The sequence below is a fragment of the Microbacterium sp. H1-D42 genome (genome assembly GCF_022637555.1).
Lineage (GTDB): Bacteria > Actinomycetota > Actinomycetes > Actinomycetales > Microbacteriaceae > Microbacterium.
In genome coordinates this window covers 2,836,529-2,854,171 of the sequence record NZ_CP093342.1, presented here as the reverse complement: position 1 = coordinate 2,854,171, position 17,643 = coordinate 2,836,529, and the positions used below count along the sequence as shown (strand labels likewise).

15 protein-coding genes and 1 tRNA gene are annotated in these 17,643 nt (G+C 68.4%); 13 read left to right on the top strand and 3 right to left on the bottom strand.

Annotated features, from left to right (window positions below; translation table 11 throughout):
• Window positions 1-28 precede the first annotated feature (28 nt).
• Window positions 29-3,904 carry a DNA-directed RNA polymerase subunit beta' gene (gene rpoC / locus MNR00_RS13560; RefSeq protein WP_241926443.1) on the top strand — a complete coding sequence of 1,292 codons (3,876 nt, stop codon included), beginning with the start codon at window positions 29-31 and terminating at the stop codon, window positions 3,902-3,904.
• A gap of 158 nt (window positions 3,905-4,062) precedes the next feature.
• On the opposite strand, the gene MNR00_RS13555 is transcribed toward rpoC, so the two are convergent.
• A complete protein-coding gene (locus tag MNR00_RS13555) occupies window positions 4,063-4,674 on the bottom strand; it encodes a DUF3558 domain-containing protein (RefSeq protein WP_241926442.1) in 612 nt (203 codons plus the stop codon).
• A gap of 62 nt (window positions 4,675-4,736) precedes the next feature.
• Here MNR00_RS13555 and MNR00_RS13550 point away from each other — a divergent pair, with 62 nt between their 5' ends.
• Window positions 4,737-5,684: a PfkB family carbohydrate kinase gene (locus tag MNR00_RS13550; protein WP_241926441.1), complete on the top strand. Its 948-nt coding sequence runs from the start codon at window positions 4,737-4,739 to the stop codon at window positions 5,682-5,684.
• Window positions 5,685-5,770: 86 nt separating this feature from the next.
• A tRNA-Tyr gene (locus tag MNR00_RS13545) sits at window positions 5,771-5,855 on the top strand.
• Window positions 5,856-6,009: 154 nt separating this feature from the next.
• On the opposite strand, the gene MNR00_RS13540 is transcribed toward MNR00_RS13545, so the two are convergent.
• Together MNR00_RS13540 and MNR00_RS13535 are read right to left on the bottom strand one after the other, a co-directional pair.
• A complete protein-coding gene (locus tag MNR00_RS13540) occupies window positions 6,010-6,399 on the bottom strand; it encodes a hypothetical protein (RefSeq protein ID WP_241926440.1) in 390 nt (129 codons plus the stop codon).
• Between the two features lie 124 nt (window positions 6,400-6,523).
• Window positions 6,524-6,841 (bottom strand): DUF2249 domain-containing protein, encoded by a 318-nt coding sequence (locus MNR00_RS13535; RefSeq protein ID WP_241926439.1) that lies wholly within the window; start codon window positions 6,839-6,841, stop codon window positions 6,524-6,526.
• A gap of 59 nt (window positions 6,842-6,900) precedes the next feature.
• On the opposite strand from MNR00_RS13535, the gene MNR00_RS13530 reads away from it, so the two are divergent.
• From MNR00_RS13530 to MNR00_RS13485, 10 genes are all read left to right on the top strand, one after another.
• The gene (locus MNR00_RS13530) at window positions 6,901-7,572 is read left to right on the top strand and encodes an ArsR family transcriptional regulator (RefSeq protein ID WP_241926438.1); all 672 of its coding nucleotides are present in this window, start codon (window positions 6,901-6,903) and stop codon (window positions 7,570-7,572) included.
• Between the two features lie 164 nt (window positions 7,573-7,736).
• Entirely contained in the window at window positions 7,737-8,960 is a 1,224-nt protein-coding gene (locus MNR00_RS13525; protein ID WP_241926437.1) for a hypothetical protein, read from the top strand.
• On the top strand, window positions 8,957-11,791 hold the full coding sequence (locus tag MNR00_RS13520; RefSeq protein WP_241926436.1) for a multicopper oxidase domain-containing protein: 2,835 nt from the start codon (window positions 8,957-8,959) through the stop codon (window positions 11,789-11,791). The genes MNR00_RS13525 and MNR00_RS13520 overlap by 4 nt, the downstream gene beginning before the upstream one ends.
• A 15-nt stretch (window positions 11,792-11,806) precedes the next feature.
• Entirely contained in the window at window positions 11,807-12,514 is a 708-nt protein-coding gene (locus tag MNR00_RS13515; RefSeq protein WP_241926435.1) for an ankyrin repeat domain-containing protein, read from the top strand.
• A gap of 13 nt (window positions 12,515-12,527) precedes the next feature.
• Entirely contained in the window at window positions 12,528-13,028 is a 501-nt protein-coding gene (locus MNR00_RS13510; protein ID WP_241926434.1) for a nucleoside deaminase, read from the top strand.
• Between the two features lie 33 nt (window positions 13,029-13,061).
• The gene (locus tag MNR00_RS13505) at window positions 13,062-13,946 is read left to right on the top strand and encodes a bile acid:sodium symporter family protein (RefSeq protein ID WP_241926433.1); all 885 of its coding nucleotides are present in this window, start codon (window positions 13,062-13,064) and stop codon (window positions 13,944-13,946) included.
• A 9-nt stretch (window positions 13,947-13,955) separates the two neighbouring features.
• Window positions 13,956-14,447, top strand: coding sequence for an FBP domain-containing protein (locus MNR00_RS13500; protein ID WP_241926432.1), 492 nt, complete (start codon window positions 13,956-13,958; stop codon window positions 14,445-14,447).
• A 260-nt stretch (window positions 14,448-14,707) separates the two neighbouring features.
• Window positions 14,708-15,505: an enoyl-CoA hydratase/isomerase family protein gene (locus MNR00_RS13495; protein WP_241926431.1), complete on the top strand. Its 798-nt coding sequence runs from the start codon at window positions 14,708-14,710 to the stop codon at window positions 15,503-15,505.
• A 101-nt stretch (window positions 15,506-15,606) separates the two neighbouring features.
• Window positions 15,607-16,731: a hypothetical protein gene (locus MNR00_RS13490; RefSeq protein ID WP_241926430.1), complete on the top strand. Its 1,125-nt coding sequence runs from the start codon at window positions 15,607-15,609 to the stop codon at window positions 16,729-16,731.
• Window positions 16,728-17,552, top strand: coding sequence for an inositol monophosphatase family protein (locus MNR00_RS13485; protein WP_241926429.1), 825 nt, complete (start codon window positions 16,728-16,730; stop codon window positions 17,550-17,552). The genes MNR00_RS13490 and MNR00_RS13485 overlap by 4 nt, the downstream gene beginning before the upstream one ends.
• Window positions 17,553-17,643: the final 91 nt, after the last annotated feature.

Genomic DNA, 17,643 nt, shown 5'->3' with positions numbered 1-17,643 from the left:
GCTACAGATTTTCTAAACAGGAGAACTAGTGCTCGACGCAACTACTTTCGATGAGCTTCGAATCGGCCTGGCCACCGCAGATGACATCCGCGGATGGTCCTACGGTGAGGTCAAGAAGCCTGAGACGATCAACTACCGCACGCTGAAGCCCGAGAAGGACGGGCTCTTCGGCGAGCAGATCTTCGGCCCCTCCCGCGACTGGGAGTGCGCCTGTGGCAAGTACAAGCGTGTCCGCTTCAAGGGCATCGTCTGCGAGCGCTGCGGCGTGGAGGTCACCAAGAGCTCCGTCCGTCGTGAGCGCATGGGTCACATCGAGCTCGCCGCTCCCGTGACGCACATCTGGTACTTCAAGGGTGTTCCCTCGCGCCTCGGCTACCTGCTGGACATGGCGCCGAAGGACCTCGAGAAGGTCATCTACTTCGCCGCGTACATGGTGATCTCGGTCGACGAGGATGCTCGCCACCGCGACCTCGCCACGCAGGAGAACAACATCCGGCTCGAGCTGAAGACGCTCGGCGACCGTCGCGACGCGAAGATCGCGGAGCGCATGGCCAAGCTGGAGGAGGAGCTCGCTGCCCTGGAGGCAGAGGGTGCCAAGGCCGACGCCAAGAAGAAGGTCAAGGACGCCGCCGAGAAGGAGATGACTCTCACCCGCAAGGGTGCCGACGAGGCCATCGCCAAGCTCGAGCGCGTGTGGGAGGACTTCCGCACCCTCGATGTGGGCGCCCTGCGCCCCGAGGACGACGTCTTCCACGAGCTGCAGGACCGCTTCGGTCAGTACTTCGAGGCCCACATGGGTGCCGAGGCGATCAAGCGCCGCCTGGAGACCTTCGACCTCAAGCTCGAGGCCGAGAACCTGCGCCTGCAGATCGCCGAGGGCAAGGGCCAGCGCAAGATCCGCGCGATCAAGCGCCTGAAGGTCGTCAGCTCGTTCCTGGAGACCGGCATGAGCCCGGCCGCCATGGTTCTCGACGTCGTTCCGGTGATCCCGCCGGAGCTGCGCCCGATGGTGCAGCTCGACGGTGGTCGCTTCGCGACGTCCGACCTGAACGACCTGTACCGCCGCGTCATCAACCGCAACAACCGTCTGCGTCGTCTGATCGACCTCGGAGCCCCCGAGATCATCGTCAACAACGAGAAGCGGATGCTGCAGGAGGCCGTCGACGCACTGTTCGACAACGGCCGTCGCGGTCGCCCCGTCACCGGTACCGGAAACCGTGCTCTGAAGTCCCTCAGCGACATGCTGAAGGGCAAGCAGGGTCGTTTCCGTCAGAACCTGCTCGGCAAGCGCGTGGACTACTCGGGCCGTTCGGTCATCGTGGTCGGCCCGCAGCTGAAGCTGCACCAGTGCGGTCTGCCCAAGCAGATGGCTCTGGAGCTGTTCAAGCCGTTCGTGATCAAGCGCCTGATCGACCTCGGTCACTCGCAGAACATCAAGGCTGCCAAGCGCGCTGTCGAGCGCACCCGTGGCGAGGTCTGGGACGTGCTCGAGGAGATCATCCGCGAGCGCCCCGTGCTGCTGAACCGTGCACCTACTCTGCACCGCCTCGGCATCCAGGCGTTCGAGCCGCAGCTCGTCGAGGGCAAGGCCATCCAGCTGCACCCGCTCGTCTGCGCCGCGTTCAACGCAGACTTCGACGGTGACCAGATGGCTGTGCACCTGCCGCTGTCGGTCGAGGCTCAGGCCGAGGCCCGCGTGCTGATGCTCGCATCGAACAACATCCTGAAGCCGTCGGACGGCCGCCCGGTGACCCTGCCCTCGCAGGACATGATCATCGGTCTGCACCACCTGACGACGGTCAAGGAGGGCGCCGCAGGTGAGGGTCGTGCGTTCGGCTCGGTCTCCGAGGCGATCCTGGCGAAGGACGAGGGCACCCTCGACCTGCAGGCCAAGGTCCGCATCCGCATCCCCGGCCTCACGTTCCTTGAGGGCGAGGCTCCCGAGGGCTACGAGCGTCACGGTCTCGTCGACGCGTCGCTCGGTCAGGCGATCTTCAACGGCGCGCTGCCCAAGGGCTACCCGTTCGTCCGCGGACAGGCTGACAAGGGCAAGCTGTCGCAGATCGTGAACAAGCTGGCTGAGGAGTACCCCAAGGTCGAGACGGCCGCCACGCTGGACCGCATCAAGGATGCCGGTTTCCACTGGGCGACCCGCTCGGGCGTCACCGTCGCACTGAGCGACATCCTCACCCCGCCGAACAAGGCCGAGATCGTCGCCGGCTACGAGAAGCAGGCCGCGAAGGTCCAGTCGCAGTACGACAAGGGTCTGACCACCGATGCTGAGCGCCGTCAGGAGCTCATCAAGATCTGGACCGAGGCGACCGACGAGGTCCAGGCCGCGATGAAGGCCCACTTCCCGGAGGACAACACCATCAACCGCATGGTGACCTCTGGTGCTCGTGGTAACTGGCTGCAGATCCGCAACATCGCGGGTATGCGTGGTCTGGTGAACAACCCCAAGGGTGAGATCATCCCCCGTCCGATCATCTCCTCGTACCGCGAGGGTCTGTCGGTGGCGGAATACTTCATCGCGACGCACGGTACCCGTAAGGGTCTGGCCGACACCGCTCTGCGTACCGCCGACTCGGGTTACCTGACCCGTCGTCTGGTGGATGTCTCGCAGGACGTCATCATCCGCGAGCAGGACTGTGGCACGTCGAAGGGCCTCGAGCTCCCTATCGCCGCTCCGAACTCGCAGGGCGAGCTGGTGCGCGACCCGAACGTCGAGAACTCGGTGTTCGCTCGCACCCTGGCATCCGAAGCGGTCAACGCCGCCGGTGAGGTCGTCGCAACCGCCGGTGAGGACGTCGGAGACGTTCTCATCGACAAGCTGGTCGCGGCCGGCGTCGAGAGCATCAAGGTGCGCTCGGTGCTGACCTGTGACTCGGCAGTCGGCGTCTGCGCGCAGTGCTACGGCCGTTCGCTCGCAACCGGCAAGACCGTGGACATCGGAGAAGCCGTCGGCATCATCGCCGCACAGTCGATCGGTGAGCCCGGAACCCAGCTGACGATGCGTACCTTCCACACGGGTGGTTCGGCGTCGGCGGATGACATCACCCAGGGTCTTCCCCGTGTGCAGGAGCTGTTCGAGGCTCGTACCCCGAAGGCGGCTTCGCCGATCGCCGAGGCCGATGGCCGCATCACGATCGACGAGAACGAGAAGGGCAAGAAGGTCATCCTGACGCCCGACAACGGTGACGAAGAGGTGGTCTACCCGGTGCTGAAGCGTGCAACGCTTCTCGTCGAGGACGGCCAGCACGTCACCGTCGGTCAGCCGCTCCTGGTCGGCACGCTCGACCCCAAGGAGGTCATGCGCGTCATGGGCGCCCGCGAGGTGCAGCGTTACCTCGTCAACGGCGTGCAGGGTGTCTACCGCTCGCAGGGTGTGCCGATCCACGACAAGCACATCGAGGTCATCGTGCGCCAGATGCTGCGGAAGGTCACCGTGGTCGACCACGCTGACACGACGCTGCTTCCGGGTGAGATGGTCGACCTGAAGCGCTACCAGATGATCAACCGCGAGGCTGTTTCTGAGGGCAAGCGTCCGGCGTCCGGCCGTCCCGAGCTGATGGGTATCACGAAGGCGTCGCTCGCGACCGAGTCGTGGCTGTCGGCCGCATCGTTCCAGGAGACGACCCGCGTGCTCACGCAGGCCGCCATGGAGGGCAAGAGCGACCCGCTGATCGGTCTCAAGGAGAACGTCATCATCGGCAAGCTCATCCCCGCCGGCACCGGCCTGCGTCGCTACCGCGACATCACGGTCGAGGCGACCGAAGAGGCCAAGAGCGAGCGCTACCCGAACCGGATCTTCGCATCCGACGGTGCGTACGCCGAAGGCGACTTCGGCTACGTCGACTTCGACGCGTTCTCGACGGACGACATCACGCCCGGTACTTATAACTGAGCGATCTGAGTAGAGGCCCCGGGTTCTCCCTTCACAGGGAGGCCCGGGGCCTTTCCCTTTCTCCCGCACCTCATACGACCCGCGTCGGCGTCGCGAATGGTCGCGTCGAGGGGTGGATGCCGACCATTTGGCACTCCAGCGCGAGCGCGCGGCCGGGGTCAGTCCCAGAGCGAAGCGATGATCGCCGAGGTGTAGCCGGCGGGAGCCAGATTCGAATAGCGCGTATCGACCAGCACATCGTCACGCCAGAACAGCGTGCGCCCGTCGGTCACGGGGTACGTCGCGTTCTTCCATGTCCTCTCGCACCGCGTGCCGCCGCCCGGCGTGTAGCAGGTGAAGCCCTCGTCGGTGACGAGCGCGTTGAGCATCTCGAGGGCGGGTCCGCGCCGCATCGTGCCGATGGCCGTCGTCAGCCCAGTCGTGTCAGCGCCAGGGTCGCCCCAGATGCACACCAGCGATCCGTCGGACTGCGCGCCGCTGGGGCCGAAGGCCGGGTCATTCAGCGGCACGCCCTTCAGCTCGGCGAGCACCTCTGTCGAGAGGATCGCCTTGCAGTCGGTGGGCAGCGCGACCGGCGCCGCCGTCGGGGTCGCCGTGGGGGAGGGGCTCGCGTCCGGATCCGTGGAAGTGGCGGATGCTGTCGGCGCTGGGCTCCCGCCGGGCGCGGCGCCGTTGTCGCCGGTGGTCCCGCATGCCGTCAAGGCCGCGAGAGCGGCGACGCGCACCGTGATGACCGCTCCCGCTCTGACCTTGCCGCCGCTGGTCGTCATGGCCACAGGCTAGATCCGTGGCGGGCGCGGCCGCGCCCGCCGCGCCGCGATAGTCTCACGGGATGAGCGTGGATGGGTTGAGTGCTGGCGGGCCGGGTGGCGGTCGCGGAGCGGTGGTGATCGGCGATGCGCTGATCGATGAGATCAGGGATGCTGCCGGCGTACGCGAACTCGTCGGGGGAGCCGCTCTGAATGTGGCCGTGGGGCTGCGCCGCCTCGGCATCCCGACGACGCTGATCGCGATGGTCGGAGACGACGAACCAGGCGAGCACATCCGCGAGTATCTGCGCGATCACGACGTGACGCTCGTCTCCAGTCCCGCCCCGCACGGGTCATCTCGTGCGGTCGTCACGTGGACAGCAGGCGGTGAGCCCCAGTACGTCTTCAACGACGCGGCTCAGCGGCGCAGCATCCGATACGGCGACGACGCGCGCGCTGCGATCGCGGCGGCCGGCGTCGTCGCGATCAGCTGCTTCCCTTTCGATGTTCCTGCAGAGGCGGATGCGCTGATCGATGCGATCGGCGAAGCCCGCGTCGCCGTCGATCCGAACCCGCGCGCGGGGATGCTCAGCGACCGCGCGGAGTTCGTCCGGGGATTCGAGCGGCTGGCGGCGCGCGCCGATCTGGTGAAGGTCGGCGCGGACGATGTCGAGCTGCTGTACGACGGCAACCTCGATGCGCTGCGCGCGCGTCTGCGCGACCTCGGGGCGGGTGCGGTGCTCGCGACGGCGGGGTCGGCCGGTGCGGTGCTGCAGTCGGACGCCGGTGTCTTCACAGCCCCGATCGCAAGCTTGCCCGGGGCGATCGTCGACACGGTCGGAGCGGGCGACGCGACGCTCGCGGCTGTCGCCGCTGGACTGTCGGATGGGATGCCGGAGTCGGATGCCGGCTGGCAGGAGCTGCTGGATAAGGCCATGCGGATCGCCGCGGCGACCGTGCGCGCAGAGGGCGGTCTGCTGCGCACTCCGGAGTCGCTGACCGACGCGGATCGCGGCGGTTACGGCAGCTGAGCCCTCGATTTCTTGCGACCGCCGCGGGCGGGTATGCTTGATTCTCGCGCCCCCGGTTGGCTGTACAAGCCGGACGGGTGTGCATTGGCAAGTTACCCAAGTGGCCAAAGGGAGCTGACTGTAAATCAGCCTGCATCGCATTCGGGGGTTCGAATCCCTCACTTGCCACCAAATCTGAAGGCCTCCGCTGTGCGGGGGCCTTCAGTGGTTTCCGGACTCGTCGCGCCCGCAACTTCACAGGACGAATCCAGTTCCATAGGCTGAAACCGGCCGGATCATCCTGTGAACTTGCAGTCGTCCTGTGTTCCTGCCGGGCCGAAGCCCCTCAGTACGGTGAAACCACCCACGACTCATACGCCTGGCACGCCTGGGGCATGTAGCCGTCGTCCGTGCCGCCGGCAGCGCCCACCCCGCCGCCGATCGCGATCCGATCGCCGTCACGATAGTCGGCGCCGCGCCACGTGAGCGCACCGTCCGACCAGGCGGCGTCGCCGGACGGGAACTGCGGCACGATCACCGTGCCGTCCGGCGTTGCCACAGCGACACAGCCGCCCTCGGTCTGCAGGATGCCCTCGAGCAGGGCATCCATCCCAGCATCCGGCTTCGGATACACCGCTACGGGACCGTCCGACGGCACTCCGGCGCTGCAACCGGCCAGGACGCTGGCCGTAACCACTGCGCTCACAAGCAGCGCCGCCGACCACGTGCGACTCATGGCCACAACGTACTCGACGGCGCCGCAACTTCACAGGGCGATGGCGATTTCAACGGGTGAAATCGGCCGAATCATCCTGTTGACTTGCAATCGTCCTGGATTCTTGGGGGCGAACCCGGCAGGCTCAGGCCGCGTTGCGCACCAGGATGCGCCAGCGCTCGGGCCCCTCGTCGAGGTAGCGGGTGTTGTACGCGGCGCCGTGCTTGGCGGCCAGCTGCGTCAGCAGCGGAACCGGGTCGTGGGTCGCCGAGATCACCATGCCGCCACCAGGGCGCAGCGACTCGATCGCGCCGAAGATCGCCGCGTGGCGCACCGCGTGCGGGATGGTCTGCACGTCGAGTTCGGGCAGCTCCTCATCGTGGCCACCGCACGCGCAGCTGCCGCCACCCGTCGTCTGGTTGTGCGCCTCGGATCGTGAACGATGGATCTCGATGTTGCCCATGATTTTCTCCGTCTCTGTCGGGTGGGGGATCTGCTCGGTATTTTATTACAATAGATCCCGTGGAAAAGAAACGGGCGGCCGGAGATAACCTGGGCGATGACAACAGGCGCGGGGCCGACGGTCGACGCTACTCGTCGACCCGCGAGCGGATTCTGCGCGAGGTCGAGTCCCGTCGCTCTGCCACCACCTCCGACATCGTCGCCGAGACCGGCCTGCACGAGAACACCGTCCGCGAGCACCTCGAGCGCCTGCGCTCCGACGGCCGGCTGCGGCGCGTTCGCGCGGAGGTTCAGGGCCGCGGGCGCCCCGGTTGGCGGTGGGAGACGCTGCCGGCCCACGCGGTGAACCCCTACGCCGGTCTGGCGCTCGCCCTCGCCGACACGCTCGCCCGGGTCGCCACCGACCCCGTCGCGCAGGCGCGCCTGTCGGGCGCGCAGTGGGGCGTCGAGATCGCCGCGCAGCAATCGGATGCCACCGACATCACCGCCCGCGAACTCGTCGTCGCGACCATGCGCGAGCAGGGCTTCGAGCCGGATGACACCGGCGACGAGATCATCCTGCACCGCTGCCCCCTCCTCGCCGCCGCTGCGCGCCGCTCGGACGTCGTCTGCGCCGTGCATGAGGGAATGATCGAGGGGATCGCGGGCTCCCGCGAACAGAAGTCGGATGCTGAACTGCTGCCCTTCCAGGCGGATGGCGCCTGCATCCTGCACCTGCGGGCCCACGCATGACCCCCGCGCCCGGCGAGTCCTCCGCCCCCGCGCCCGGCGAGTCCTCTGCTGAGAAACCACTTGCCGTTCGAGAAACCACGTCTGGCGCGGTTTCTCAGACCGGAAGTGGTTTCTCGCGGGAGTCGGGGTTGGGCGCAGGCGGGGCGGGCGTCCGGACTGCGGGTGTGCGCGGCAAGCGGGGCGGATGGCGGATGCTGTGGATGCTGCCCGCCGCGATCGCCCTGCTCGCCGGACTCGACGCCGGACTTCTGCTGCTCGGACTCGACGCCCCGGTCAGCACTGACCGCCTGCCAGACGTGCACGGCATGCTGCTGGTGCTCGGATTCGTCGGAACACTGGTCAGCCTCGAGCGCGCCACGGCGCTCGCCCGCTGGTACGGCTTCGTCACTCCGGCGCTGCTCGGCCTCGGCGCCGTGCTGCTCGTCGCAGACCCTGTCCCGCTGATCGTCGGCAAGTGCGTGCTGGCCGCCGGCGCAGCATCCTTCGTCCTGCTCTACATCCCGCTCTGGCGTCGCCAGTACGACCACGCCCTGCTGACCCAGCTGCTCGGCGCGGGGCTGGCGACCGCGGGTGCTGTGCTCTGGATCGGCCAGGACACGATGACCCGCATCATCCCGTGGCTGATCGGCTTTCTGGTGCTCACGATCGCCGCCGAGCGCGTGGAACTCGCCCGCATCACCATGGGGCCCAGCGCGGGCATCCGACTTCTCGTCCATGCCTGGGTCGTGACCGGAGCGCTCGTCGTCGGTCTCGTGCTGCCGGATGCTGGCGCGATCCTGCTCGGAATCTCGCTGCTGTCGCTGGTCGGCTGGCTGATCGTGCACGACGTCGCGAGACGCACGATCCGGGCATCCGGCGTCACGCGCTACATGGCAGCATGCATCCTCGCCGGCTACGTCTGGCTGGCCGTCGCGGCGCTCGTGCTGCTGCTCGGCGAGCCGACCGAGCAGCCCGCGTACGACGCCGTGATCCACGCGGTGTTCCTCGGCTACACCTTCTCGATGATCATGGCGCACGCCACGACGATCCTGCCGGCGGTGCTGCGCATTCCGCTGCCGTACCGGCCGGCGTTCTGGGTGCCCGTGGCGCTCCTGCAGGTCGCCCTGATCGTGCGGGTGTGGATCGGAGACGGACTCGGGATGCCCGTGGCCTGGCAGATCGGGGGAGTGCTGGGCGTCATCGCGCTGCTGCTGTTCTTCCTGACCGCCGTGACGAGCGCCGTGCTCGGCGAGCCGAAACGCGCGGATGACGGTGTGAAGGCATCCGAGCATCCGAAACCCGCGCGCGAAACGCAGGCGAATACCCGAAACGCAGGAGCCTTCGCCCTGAAGGCCCCTGCAGGCCGTGCGATCTCCTCCGTTCCGGTCGATGAGAAGGACGCAGAATGACCGACAAAGCACCCGACCAGGTGAAGCGCCGTGGATTCTGGCCGATGCGCGACATCCCGACCGTCGTGTGGCTGCTGCTGACCGTCGTCTCCACGATCGTGCACCGCTGGGTGCCGAGCCCCACGTGGCTGATGATCCACCTGCTGCTGCTCGGCGCCGTGACCCACGCGATCCTGGTCTGGAGCCAGTACTTCTCCTTCGCCCTGCTGCGCAGCGCCGCCACCACCGCGGATCGCCGGCGCCAGAGCATCCGACTCATCCTCGCCAACGGCGGTGCCGCGATCATCGTGACCGGCGTGCTCACCACGATCTGGCCGATCACGCTCATCGGCGTCGCCGCGCTCATCACGGCCGTCGTCTGGCACGGTCTGAGCCTTTACCGCCGCTATCGCCGCAGCATGCCCGGCAGGTTCGGACGCACGATCCGCTACTACATCGTCTCGGCCGCCATGCTCACGATCGGCGCCCTGCTCGGCGCGTGGCTCGCCCGCGGCGACAGCGTGCCGAACCTCGTGCTCGCCCATGCCCTGACCAACGTGCTCGGCTGGATCGGCATCACCGTCGCCGGCACCGTTGTCACGCTCTGGCCTACCATTCTGCGCACCCGTGCCGATGAGCATGCCGCTCTCGGCGCCGCGCGCGCCCTGCCGGTGCTGGCCGGTGGCGTCCTCGTGGCGGCACTCAGCGCGGCCTTCGGCCTGCTGCTCGGCGTCGCACTCGGTCTGCTTGCCTACCTGGTCGGCCTGGCCATCATCGGCGTCTCGCTGTTCCGCGCGGCCCGCAACAAGCCACCGCGCACGTTCGCCGCGCTGTCGGTCGGCGCGGGACTGGTGTGGCTGCTCGGCGCCGTCGCGACGGTCGCCATCGGTGCGATCGTGTTCGCGATCACCGGTGCAGGTACCGCAACCGAAACCGCGGGCGCGGCCGGCATCATCGGCCCCGACCCCGCCGGCTTTGCCGACCTCGACGCACTCTTCGCCGAGGTCGTGCCGTTCCTCGTCGCCGGCTTCGCAGCTCAGGTGCTGCTCGGCGCGCTCAGCTATCTCGTGCCCGTGGTTCTCGGCGGCGGCCCGACACCGGTGCGCATCGGCACCGCCGGGTTCGATGCCGGCGGACTCTTCCGCGTCACCGTCGCCAACGCCGCACTCGTCGTGTACGCCCTGCCCGTCTCGAGCCTGCTGCGGGTCGTCTCGTCGATGATGTACCTCATCGCGATGGCATCCTTCCTTGTAATCATGTTCCGCGCGATGCGCGCGCAGCGCCGGGCCAAGGCCGAGCAACCCGGTGAAAGGAGAAGTTCCCGGGTTCACGGGGCCTCGGAGCCGGGAAATCCTCCTCCCACCGCGGCGAACGGGTATCGCGCCGCGAACCCCAACGCCGCCGGGCAGACGCTGACAGAGAAGCGTCGCGGTCCGATAACCCCCGAGGGAGAGCAGCCACGCGGCCGTCGCGCCGGCCAGGCCGTCGCCGGGCTCCTGGCAGTCGTGCTGGTCTCGGCCGGCGTCGCCGCAGCCGACCCGATCGGCATGGGCTGGGGGGCAGCTCCCACCGGAGACGCGGATGCCCCCGTGCAGACCGTGCAGGTCGAAGCCGCCGACATGCGCTTCACTCCGAACCGCATCGAGGTTCCGGTCGGCACACGCCTGGTGATCGAGATCACCAACACCGATCCGGTGCAGGTGCACGACCTCGTCTTCGCGAACGGTGCAGGCGGCGGTCGACTCTCGCCAGGCGAGTCCGAGACCATCGACGTCGGCGTCATCACCGCCGACCTCGACGGGTGGTGCTCTATCCTCGGACACAAGCAGATGGGCATGACGATGCAGATCGTCGCGACCGGCGGGACCGCCGATGCGCCGGGCAAGGGCTCGGATGCCGGTGACCACGACATGGCCGACATGCCGGGCCACGAGATGCCCGGCATGAACGACGGCGGCACCACAGCCCGTCCGCCCATCGATCTGATGGCCGACCCCGGTCCTGATTTCGAGGCCTACGACGCCGCGCTGCCCCCGCTGCCGGCATCCGACGCCCCCGTCACCCGCGAGCTGACGCTGAGAGTCTCCGACGAGCAGATCGAGGTCGCCCCCGGCGTGACGCAGACGCTCTGGACGTACAACAAGACCGCTCCTGGTCCGACGCTGCACGGCAAGGTGGGCGACAAGTTCGTCATCACGCTCGTCAACGACGGCAGCATGGGGCACTCGATCGACTTCCACGCCGGCGCCCTCGCACCCGACCGGCCGATGCGCACGATCGCCCCCGGCGAGAGCCTCACCTACACGTTCACCGCGACGCGATCCGGCATCTGGATGTACCACTGCTCGACCATGCCGATGACTGCACATATCGCGAACGGCATGTACGGCGCGGTCGTCATCGAACCAGACGACCTGCCAGCGGTCGACCGCAGCTACGTGCTCGTGCAGGGGGAGTACTACCTCGGCGATCACGACGGCGGCTCGGTCGACATGGACCGCATCGCCACCCGCAACCCGGATCTGGTGACCTTCAATGGCTACGCCAACCAATACGACCACGCGCCCCTGCCGGCATCGGTCGGCGAGCGGGTGCGGGTGTGGGTGCTGGATGCCGGCATCGAGAGAGCCAGCAGCTTCCACGTCATCGGCGGGCAGTTCGACACCGTCTGGACCGAGGGGGCTTACACGATCAACCGCGCCACCGACACCGGTGCGCAGGTGCTGCCGCTCGCCGTCGCCCAGGGCGGATTCGTCGAGCTCACCTTCCCGGAGCCGGGCACGTACCCGTTCGTCTCGCACTACATGATCGACGCTGAGCGCGGCGCACACGGGCTGTTCGCAGTGGACTGAGTGCATCATGGGCTCATGATCAGCATCCGCACCGCCGTGCTCGCGCTCGTCGCCCTCGTCTCGCTCGGAGCGCTCGCCGCGTGCGCCCCGACCTCGGCCCCAGACCCGGCCGCGTCGCAGGGTGGTGTGGATGCTGACGACGCGACGACCGCGCTGTGGGCGGCGATCGAGGCGGACGATGCGGATGCTGCCCAGCGGGCCATTGAGGCCGGCGCCGCTCTCGAATCGCGCGGCGCCGAGGACGCCACCCCGCTGGTCGCCGCGACGAAGCAGAACCATGTCGAACTGGCGCGGGTGCTGTTGGATGCCGGTGCCGATCCGAACGCGCAGGACGGCATCCAGGACTCCGCGTTCCTGTACGCCGGGGCAGAGGGACTCGACGAGATCCTGGTCATGACGATCGAGCACGGCGCGGATGTGGCGAGCGTCAACAGGTTCGGCGGCACCGCGCTGATCCCCGCCAGCGAACACGGCCACACCAGCACTGTGCGCATCCTGATCGATGCGCGCGTGCCCGTCGATCACGTGAACAACCTCGGCTGGACGGCCATGCACGAAGCGATCATCCTGAACGACGGCGGACCCGACCAGGTGGAGACGGTGCGGATGCTGCTCGAGGCCGGCGCCGACCCCTCGATCCCTGAGGGCAACGGACGGACCGCCAGGGAGCTCGCTGACGAGAAGGGCTACGACGAGATCGTCGCGGTGATCGACGCGAACTGACAGGGTGGATGCCATGAGCATCGAACCCGTGACCGACCCGCAGGACCTCGCGCACCTGCGCCGCTGCGTCGACCTCGCGCGCGAGGCGCTGGAAGACGGCGACGAACCGTTCGGCTCGGTTCTTGTGGATGCCGGCGGCAGCATCCGATTCGAGGATCGCAACCGCGTGGCCGACGGTGACCACACCCGGCATCCCGAGTTCGAGATCGCCCGCTGGGCGGCGACGAACCTGACGCCGGACGAGCGGGCGGATGCTGTCGTCTACACCTCCGGCGAGCACTGCCCGATGTGCTCGGCCGCGCACGCGTGGGTGGGGCTCGGGCGGATCGTCTACGCGACGGCATCCGCTCAGCTCGTCGCCTGGCGAGCGGAATGGGGGCTTGCACCCGGGCCTGTGGCGGCGCTGCCGATCGGGGTGGTGGCCCCTGGCATCCGCGTCTCCGGCCCCGCGCCCGAGCTCGTGGACGAGGTGAGGGAACTGCAGCGGCGACTGGCGTCGCGAACGAAAGAGTGACACCGGGGCCCTTCATGGGCCACACTGAGTGCCATGGGATCAGAGTTGACCACCATCGGACTTCCCGTCGCCCTCGGGATCATCATGCTCGGCCTCGGTCTGAGCCTCACCGTCGCCGACTTCGCGCGCGTGCTGAAGCAGCCGAAGGCGGTGCTGATCGCGCTGCTGTGCCAGCTGCTGATCCTGCCGGCGATCTGCTTCGGGCTCGTGCTGGCGTTCCAGCTGCCGCCGGTGCTGGCGGTCGGCATGATGATGCTCGCGGCATCGCCTGGCGGCACCACGGCGAACCTCTACAGCCACCTGTTCCGCGGTGATGTCGCGCTGAACGTCTCGCTCACGGCGGTCAACTCGGTGATCGCCGTCATCACGCTGCCGGTGATCACGAACTTCGCGATCGCGTACTTCCAGCCGTTCGACGACCAGCTGGGACTGCAGTGGGCGAAGGCGCTCGAAGTGTTCGCGATCGTGCTGCTGCCGGTCGCCGTCGGCATGCTGATCCGACGGTTCGCGCCGCGCTTCGCGAGCGCCATGGACAAGCCGGTGCGCATCGCCAGCGTGATCATCCTCGTCGTCGTCATCGCGGGCGCCGTCGCGTCGAACTGGCAGCTGCTGGTCGACAACTTCGCGCAGCTCGCGCTGATCACCGTGCTGTTCTGCCTGATCAGTCTCACGATCGGCTTCTTCGTGCCACGGATGCTGAAGGTCGGCCACCGCCAGGCCATCGCGTCGTCGTTCGAGATCGGCATCCACAACTCCACTCTCGCGATCGTGATCGCGCAGTCGGTGCTCGGTTCGGTGGAGCTCAGTCTGCCCGCCGCGGTGTACGGCGTGCTGATGTTCTTCGTCGCGTTCGGGTTCGGTTTCCTGATCCGGGGCAAGGCGCGTGTGCCGCAGGCGGCGGCTCAGGTCGCTTCCTAGACTGGAGCGATGCGACCACTGACCGAAGACCAGGTTCGCGCGGCGATCCGCAACGCGGATGCCGATGAGATCGCCGCGATCGGGATGCCGCACGACTTCATCCTCACGGACTGGGACTATCTGGACTTTCTCGCCTGGCGCGACCCTGACTCGACCAGGCGCGGCGTCGTGATCGTCGAGCACGAGGGTGAGCCGATGGGCATCGTGCTCCGGGCGACCGACCCGGCGCGCGTGCGATCGGGCATGTGCAACATCTGCCGCACCCTGCAGCCGGGCAACCAGGTGGCGCTGCTCACGGCGCGCCGCGGCGGCAAGAAGGGGCACCGCGGCGACAGTGCCGGCACCTACATCTGCGCCGACCTGTCATGCCACGAGAACGTGCGCCTGGCGCATCCGCTGGCCCCGAACGAGGTGCGCCCGCTCGGCCAGGCAGACATGCGCCTCGACGGCACCCGGCACCGCATGGAGGACTTCGTCGCGCGCGTGCTCGCCGACGACTGAGGCGCGGCGCTGCGCGCGCCGCGCCGCGCGCTCCCCGCCCCGCCCACCTGGCCTCCCGCGTTTCGTGTCCCGCCTCGCCGCCGTCTCACCGCCCCCTCACCCCGCCCTTCCGTCCCGGTAAAAGGAGGATCTCGCGGGTTCAGGCGCGCTGGAACCCGGGAAATTCTCCTCCCACCGCCCCGCGCGGCGGCATCCGAAGGTCGAGGCGAACCCGAGTCCCGGATATCCTGAGACTCCGTCCTGCGCATCGAAGGAGATCCATGAGCGATCCGATCCTGTTCACCGTCGACGACGGCCTCGCCCGCCTCACGCTGAACCGTCCCGCCAGCCTCAACGCGTTCGACGCCGACCTCGCGGTCGCCTGGCGTGACGCCACCGCCGAGGCGGTCGGCCGCGCTGACGTGCGCGCAATCATGGTGGATGCTGCCGGCCGCTCGTTCTGCGCCGGCGGAGACGTGCTGGCGATGGCCAGCGGAATGGGCGGCGGCCAGGACATCACCGACCTCGCGCATGTCATCAACGAGGGTATCCTCTCGCTCACGCAATCCGCGATCCCCGTCGTCGCCGCCGCGCATGGCACGACCGCAGGCGGGGGCCTCGGCATCCTGATGTGCAGCGACTACGCCGTCGTCGGCGGACGCTCGAAGATCGGCAGCCTGTACGCGAACATCGGCCTGACCCCCGACCTGTCGGTCTCGGCGCAGCTCGCCCGCGCGATCGGCGAACGGCGCGCCCTGCAGCTGGTGCTGCAGGACCGCCTGCTGACCGCAGCGGAGGCCGTCGAGTGGGGCCTCGTCGCCGAAGCCGTCACCGCCGAGGACGCCGAGGCGGAGGCGGATGCTGTGCGCGAGCGCGCCGAGCAGATCGCGCGCTTCTGGCTGGCGGGTGCCGCGGGGGCCTACGGGCAGGCCAAGCGCCTGGTCCGGTCGCAGCCATCCCGGGCGTTCGCCGAGCAGCTGGCAGAAGAGGCACGCTCGATCGGCGCGGCATTCGATACGCCGGATGCCAAGGCGCGCGTCGCCGGATTCGCCGCTGCGTCGAAGAAGTCGACACGCTGACCGGCCGCATCTGACGGGACTTCCGCGGCGTTATCCACATCCTTCCGGCGTGCCACTCGCACGCGTGGGAGGATGAGAGCCGACACCGCCGGGAGGGTCTCATGTCAGAAGCCGAATACCGCACAGAAGAGCACAAGCCGATGGCTTCGAAGCTGCTGCGCGGCGCCATCTGGATCGCGATCGGGGCGCTCATCGCCGCAGCGCTCGTCTGCGTCGTCTGGGTGCTCATCGGCGACCAGGATGGCATCATCGGTCGCGCCTTCATGACGATCCTGCTGCTGGCGCTGTTTGCCGGGATCGCGATCGCCGAGTCGCACATGGCAGATCGCCGGCCAGACTGGCTCGCGCTGGCGAGCATGATCACCTGGATCGTGGCGCTGCTCGTCGGAGCGGTGAAGATCTGGATGCCAGAGCCCTTCGCCCAGTTCGGGTGGATGACCGAGCGGCTGTTCCAGTTCCTGCTGGTGATCGGCGTCATGCAGCTGGCGCTGCTGCACGTGCGGCTGTTCGTCAAGGCCTCGCAGCGCTATGTGACGACCTTCACCCGCGTGATCGTGATGGTCACCTTCGCCATGCTGGCCGGTCTCGTCGCCATGCTCGTGTTCTACCTGACGTTCCCCGACCTGTTCCAGTACAGCGACCTGTACTGGCGCATCGTGATCGCCCTCGCGATCCTCGCTGCGGTCGGCACGACCCTGATCCCGCTGCTGAACGCGCTGTTCGCGCCGCGCGTGCGCACCGCTCCGCGTGCGGCTGATTTTCCGCCGGCTGTGACGGCGCTCGAATACCCGCAGGGCGCACACGCCTGGCCGACGTACGCAGACGGCCGCACGCCGCTGCCGGTGATGCCAGACGGCTCTCCCGACTGGAACGCGTACTACACCGGCTTCCCGACGCCGAACCCGTACGTGGCGGCTCCGAGTTTCCCTGTCCTGGATGCCACTGCACCGGCCGCGCCGCAGCCGATCGTCCCGCCGCAGCCGACCAATCCGCAGCCTCCGGTTCCGCAGTTCCAGCCTGCTGAGCCCGCACCCGCTGCACAGCCTGCGCCGCCACAGCCCGCGGAGCCGACACCCCCGCAGCCCACTCTGCCGACGCAGCCCGTTCCGCCCGCGGCCGCCCCGCAGCCGACCGAGCCGCCCGCCCCTGGGTATCCGGCACACGGCTCGTTCCCTCCGCCGCCCGCTCCGCCGGTGCCGCCCACGGCACCCGGAGCCCCGCAGTGACCGGCCCCGCAGCAGGAGCACCCGCCCCCGCCGAGCTGGGCGCGCTCGCCGCCGACCTCGCACGTGAAGCCGGCGATCTGGCGAAGCGTCGGCGCACCGAGGGGGTGTCACTCGCGGCGACGAAGTCCACCCTGGCCGACATCGTCACCGAAGCCGACCGTGAGGTGGAGCAGCTGATCCGTGATCGTCTTCGGCAGGAGCGTCCCGCAGACGGGTTCCTCGGTGAGGAGTCCGGAGCGGAACGTGGCCAGAGCGGCCTGACCTGGGTCGTCGATCCGATCGACGGCACCGTCAACTACGCGTACGGCATCCCCGCGTATTCGGTCAGCATCGCCGTCGTCGAGGGCGAGCCTGAACCCGAGCGCTGGCAGGGCGTTGCCGCGGCGGTCTGCGCACCGGGCCTCGGAGAGCTGTTCACCGGGGCGCGCGGCGAGGGGGCCTGGCACGACGGCATCCGACTCGCGGTCACGACGGAGACACCGGCAGGGGCCCTTCTCGGCACCGGCTTCGGCTACGACCCTGCCACCCACGACGGCGACCTTGCCATGGTTCGCCGGGTCATGCCGATTGCGCGTGATCTGCGCCGGATGGGCTCAGCTGCCATCGACCTCGCCTACGTTGCGGCGGGGCGGCTGGACGGTTTCTTCGAGCGCGGATTGAACCCGTGGGACTTCGCAGCGGGAGCGATTCTGGTGCAGGAAGCCGGGGGAGCGGTCAGCAGGCTCGAGCTCGACGCGCAGCGTCCGATGGTGGTTGCCGGCGGGCCGTCGGTGCACGGACGGCTGCGCGAGATCATCAGCGGCGACGACAGTCGCATGTGATCGAATATGTTCAGGCTCATGGCTTTCCCAGCCTCGAGCATGTAGTGTTTACCCGATCGTTACTTTCGTAACCCGAATTCGAAAGTGATCA

What these genes read in the sequence shown, in the direction of transcription:
- MNR00_RS13555 (WP_241926442.1), bottom strand. Translation starts at nt 4,674, where the DNA reads ATGACGACCAGCGGCGGCAAGGTCAGAGCGGGAGCGGTCATCACGGTG.
- MNR00_RS13495 (WP_241926431.1), top strand. Translation starts at nt 14,708, where the DNA reads ATGAGCGATCCGATCCTGTTCACCGTCGACGACGGCCTCGCCCGCCTC.
- MNR00_RS13550 (WP_241926441.1), top strand. Translation starts at nt 4,737, where the DNA reads ATGAGCGTGGATGGGTTGAGTGCTGGCGGGCCGGGTGGCGGTCGCGGA.
- MNR00_RS13500 (WP_241926432.1), top strand. Translation starts at nt 13,956, where the DNA reads ATGCGACCACTGACCGAAGACCAGGTTCGCGCGGCGATCCGCAACGCG.
- MNR00_RS13505 (WP_241926433.1), top strand. Translation starts at nt 13,062, where the DNA reads ATGGGATCAGAGTTGACCACCATCGGACTTCCCGTCGCCCTCGGGATC.
- MNR00_RS13540 (WP_241926440.1), bottom strand. Translation starts at nt 6,399, where the DNA reads ATGAGTCGCACGTGGTCGGCGGCGCTGCTTGTGAGCGCAGTGGTTACG.
- MNR00_RS13490 (WP_241926430.1), top strand. Translation starts at nt 15,607, where the DNA reads ATGTCAGAAGCCGAATACCGCACAGAAGAGCACAAGCCGATGGCTTCG.
- MNR00_RS13515 (WP_241926435.1), top strand. Translation starts at nt 11,807, where the DNA reads ATGATCAGCATCCGCACCGCCGTGCTCGCGCTCGTCGCCCTCGTCTCG.
- MNR00_RS13510 (WP_241926434.1), top strand. Translation starts at nt 12,528, where the DNA reads ATGAGCATCGAACCCGTGACCGACCCGCAGGACCTCGCGCACCTGCGC.
- MNR00_RS13535 (WP_241926439.1), bottom strand. Translation starts at nt 6,841, where the DNA reads ATGGGCAACATCGAGATCCATCGTTCACGATCCGAGGCGCACAACCAG.
- MNR00_RS13520 (WP_241926436.1), top strand. Translation starts at nt 8,957, where the DNA reads ATGACCGACAAAGCACCCGACCAGGTGAAGCGCCGTGGATTCTGGCCG.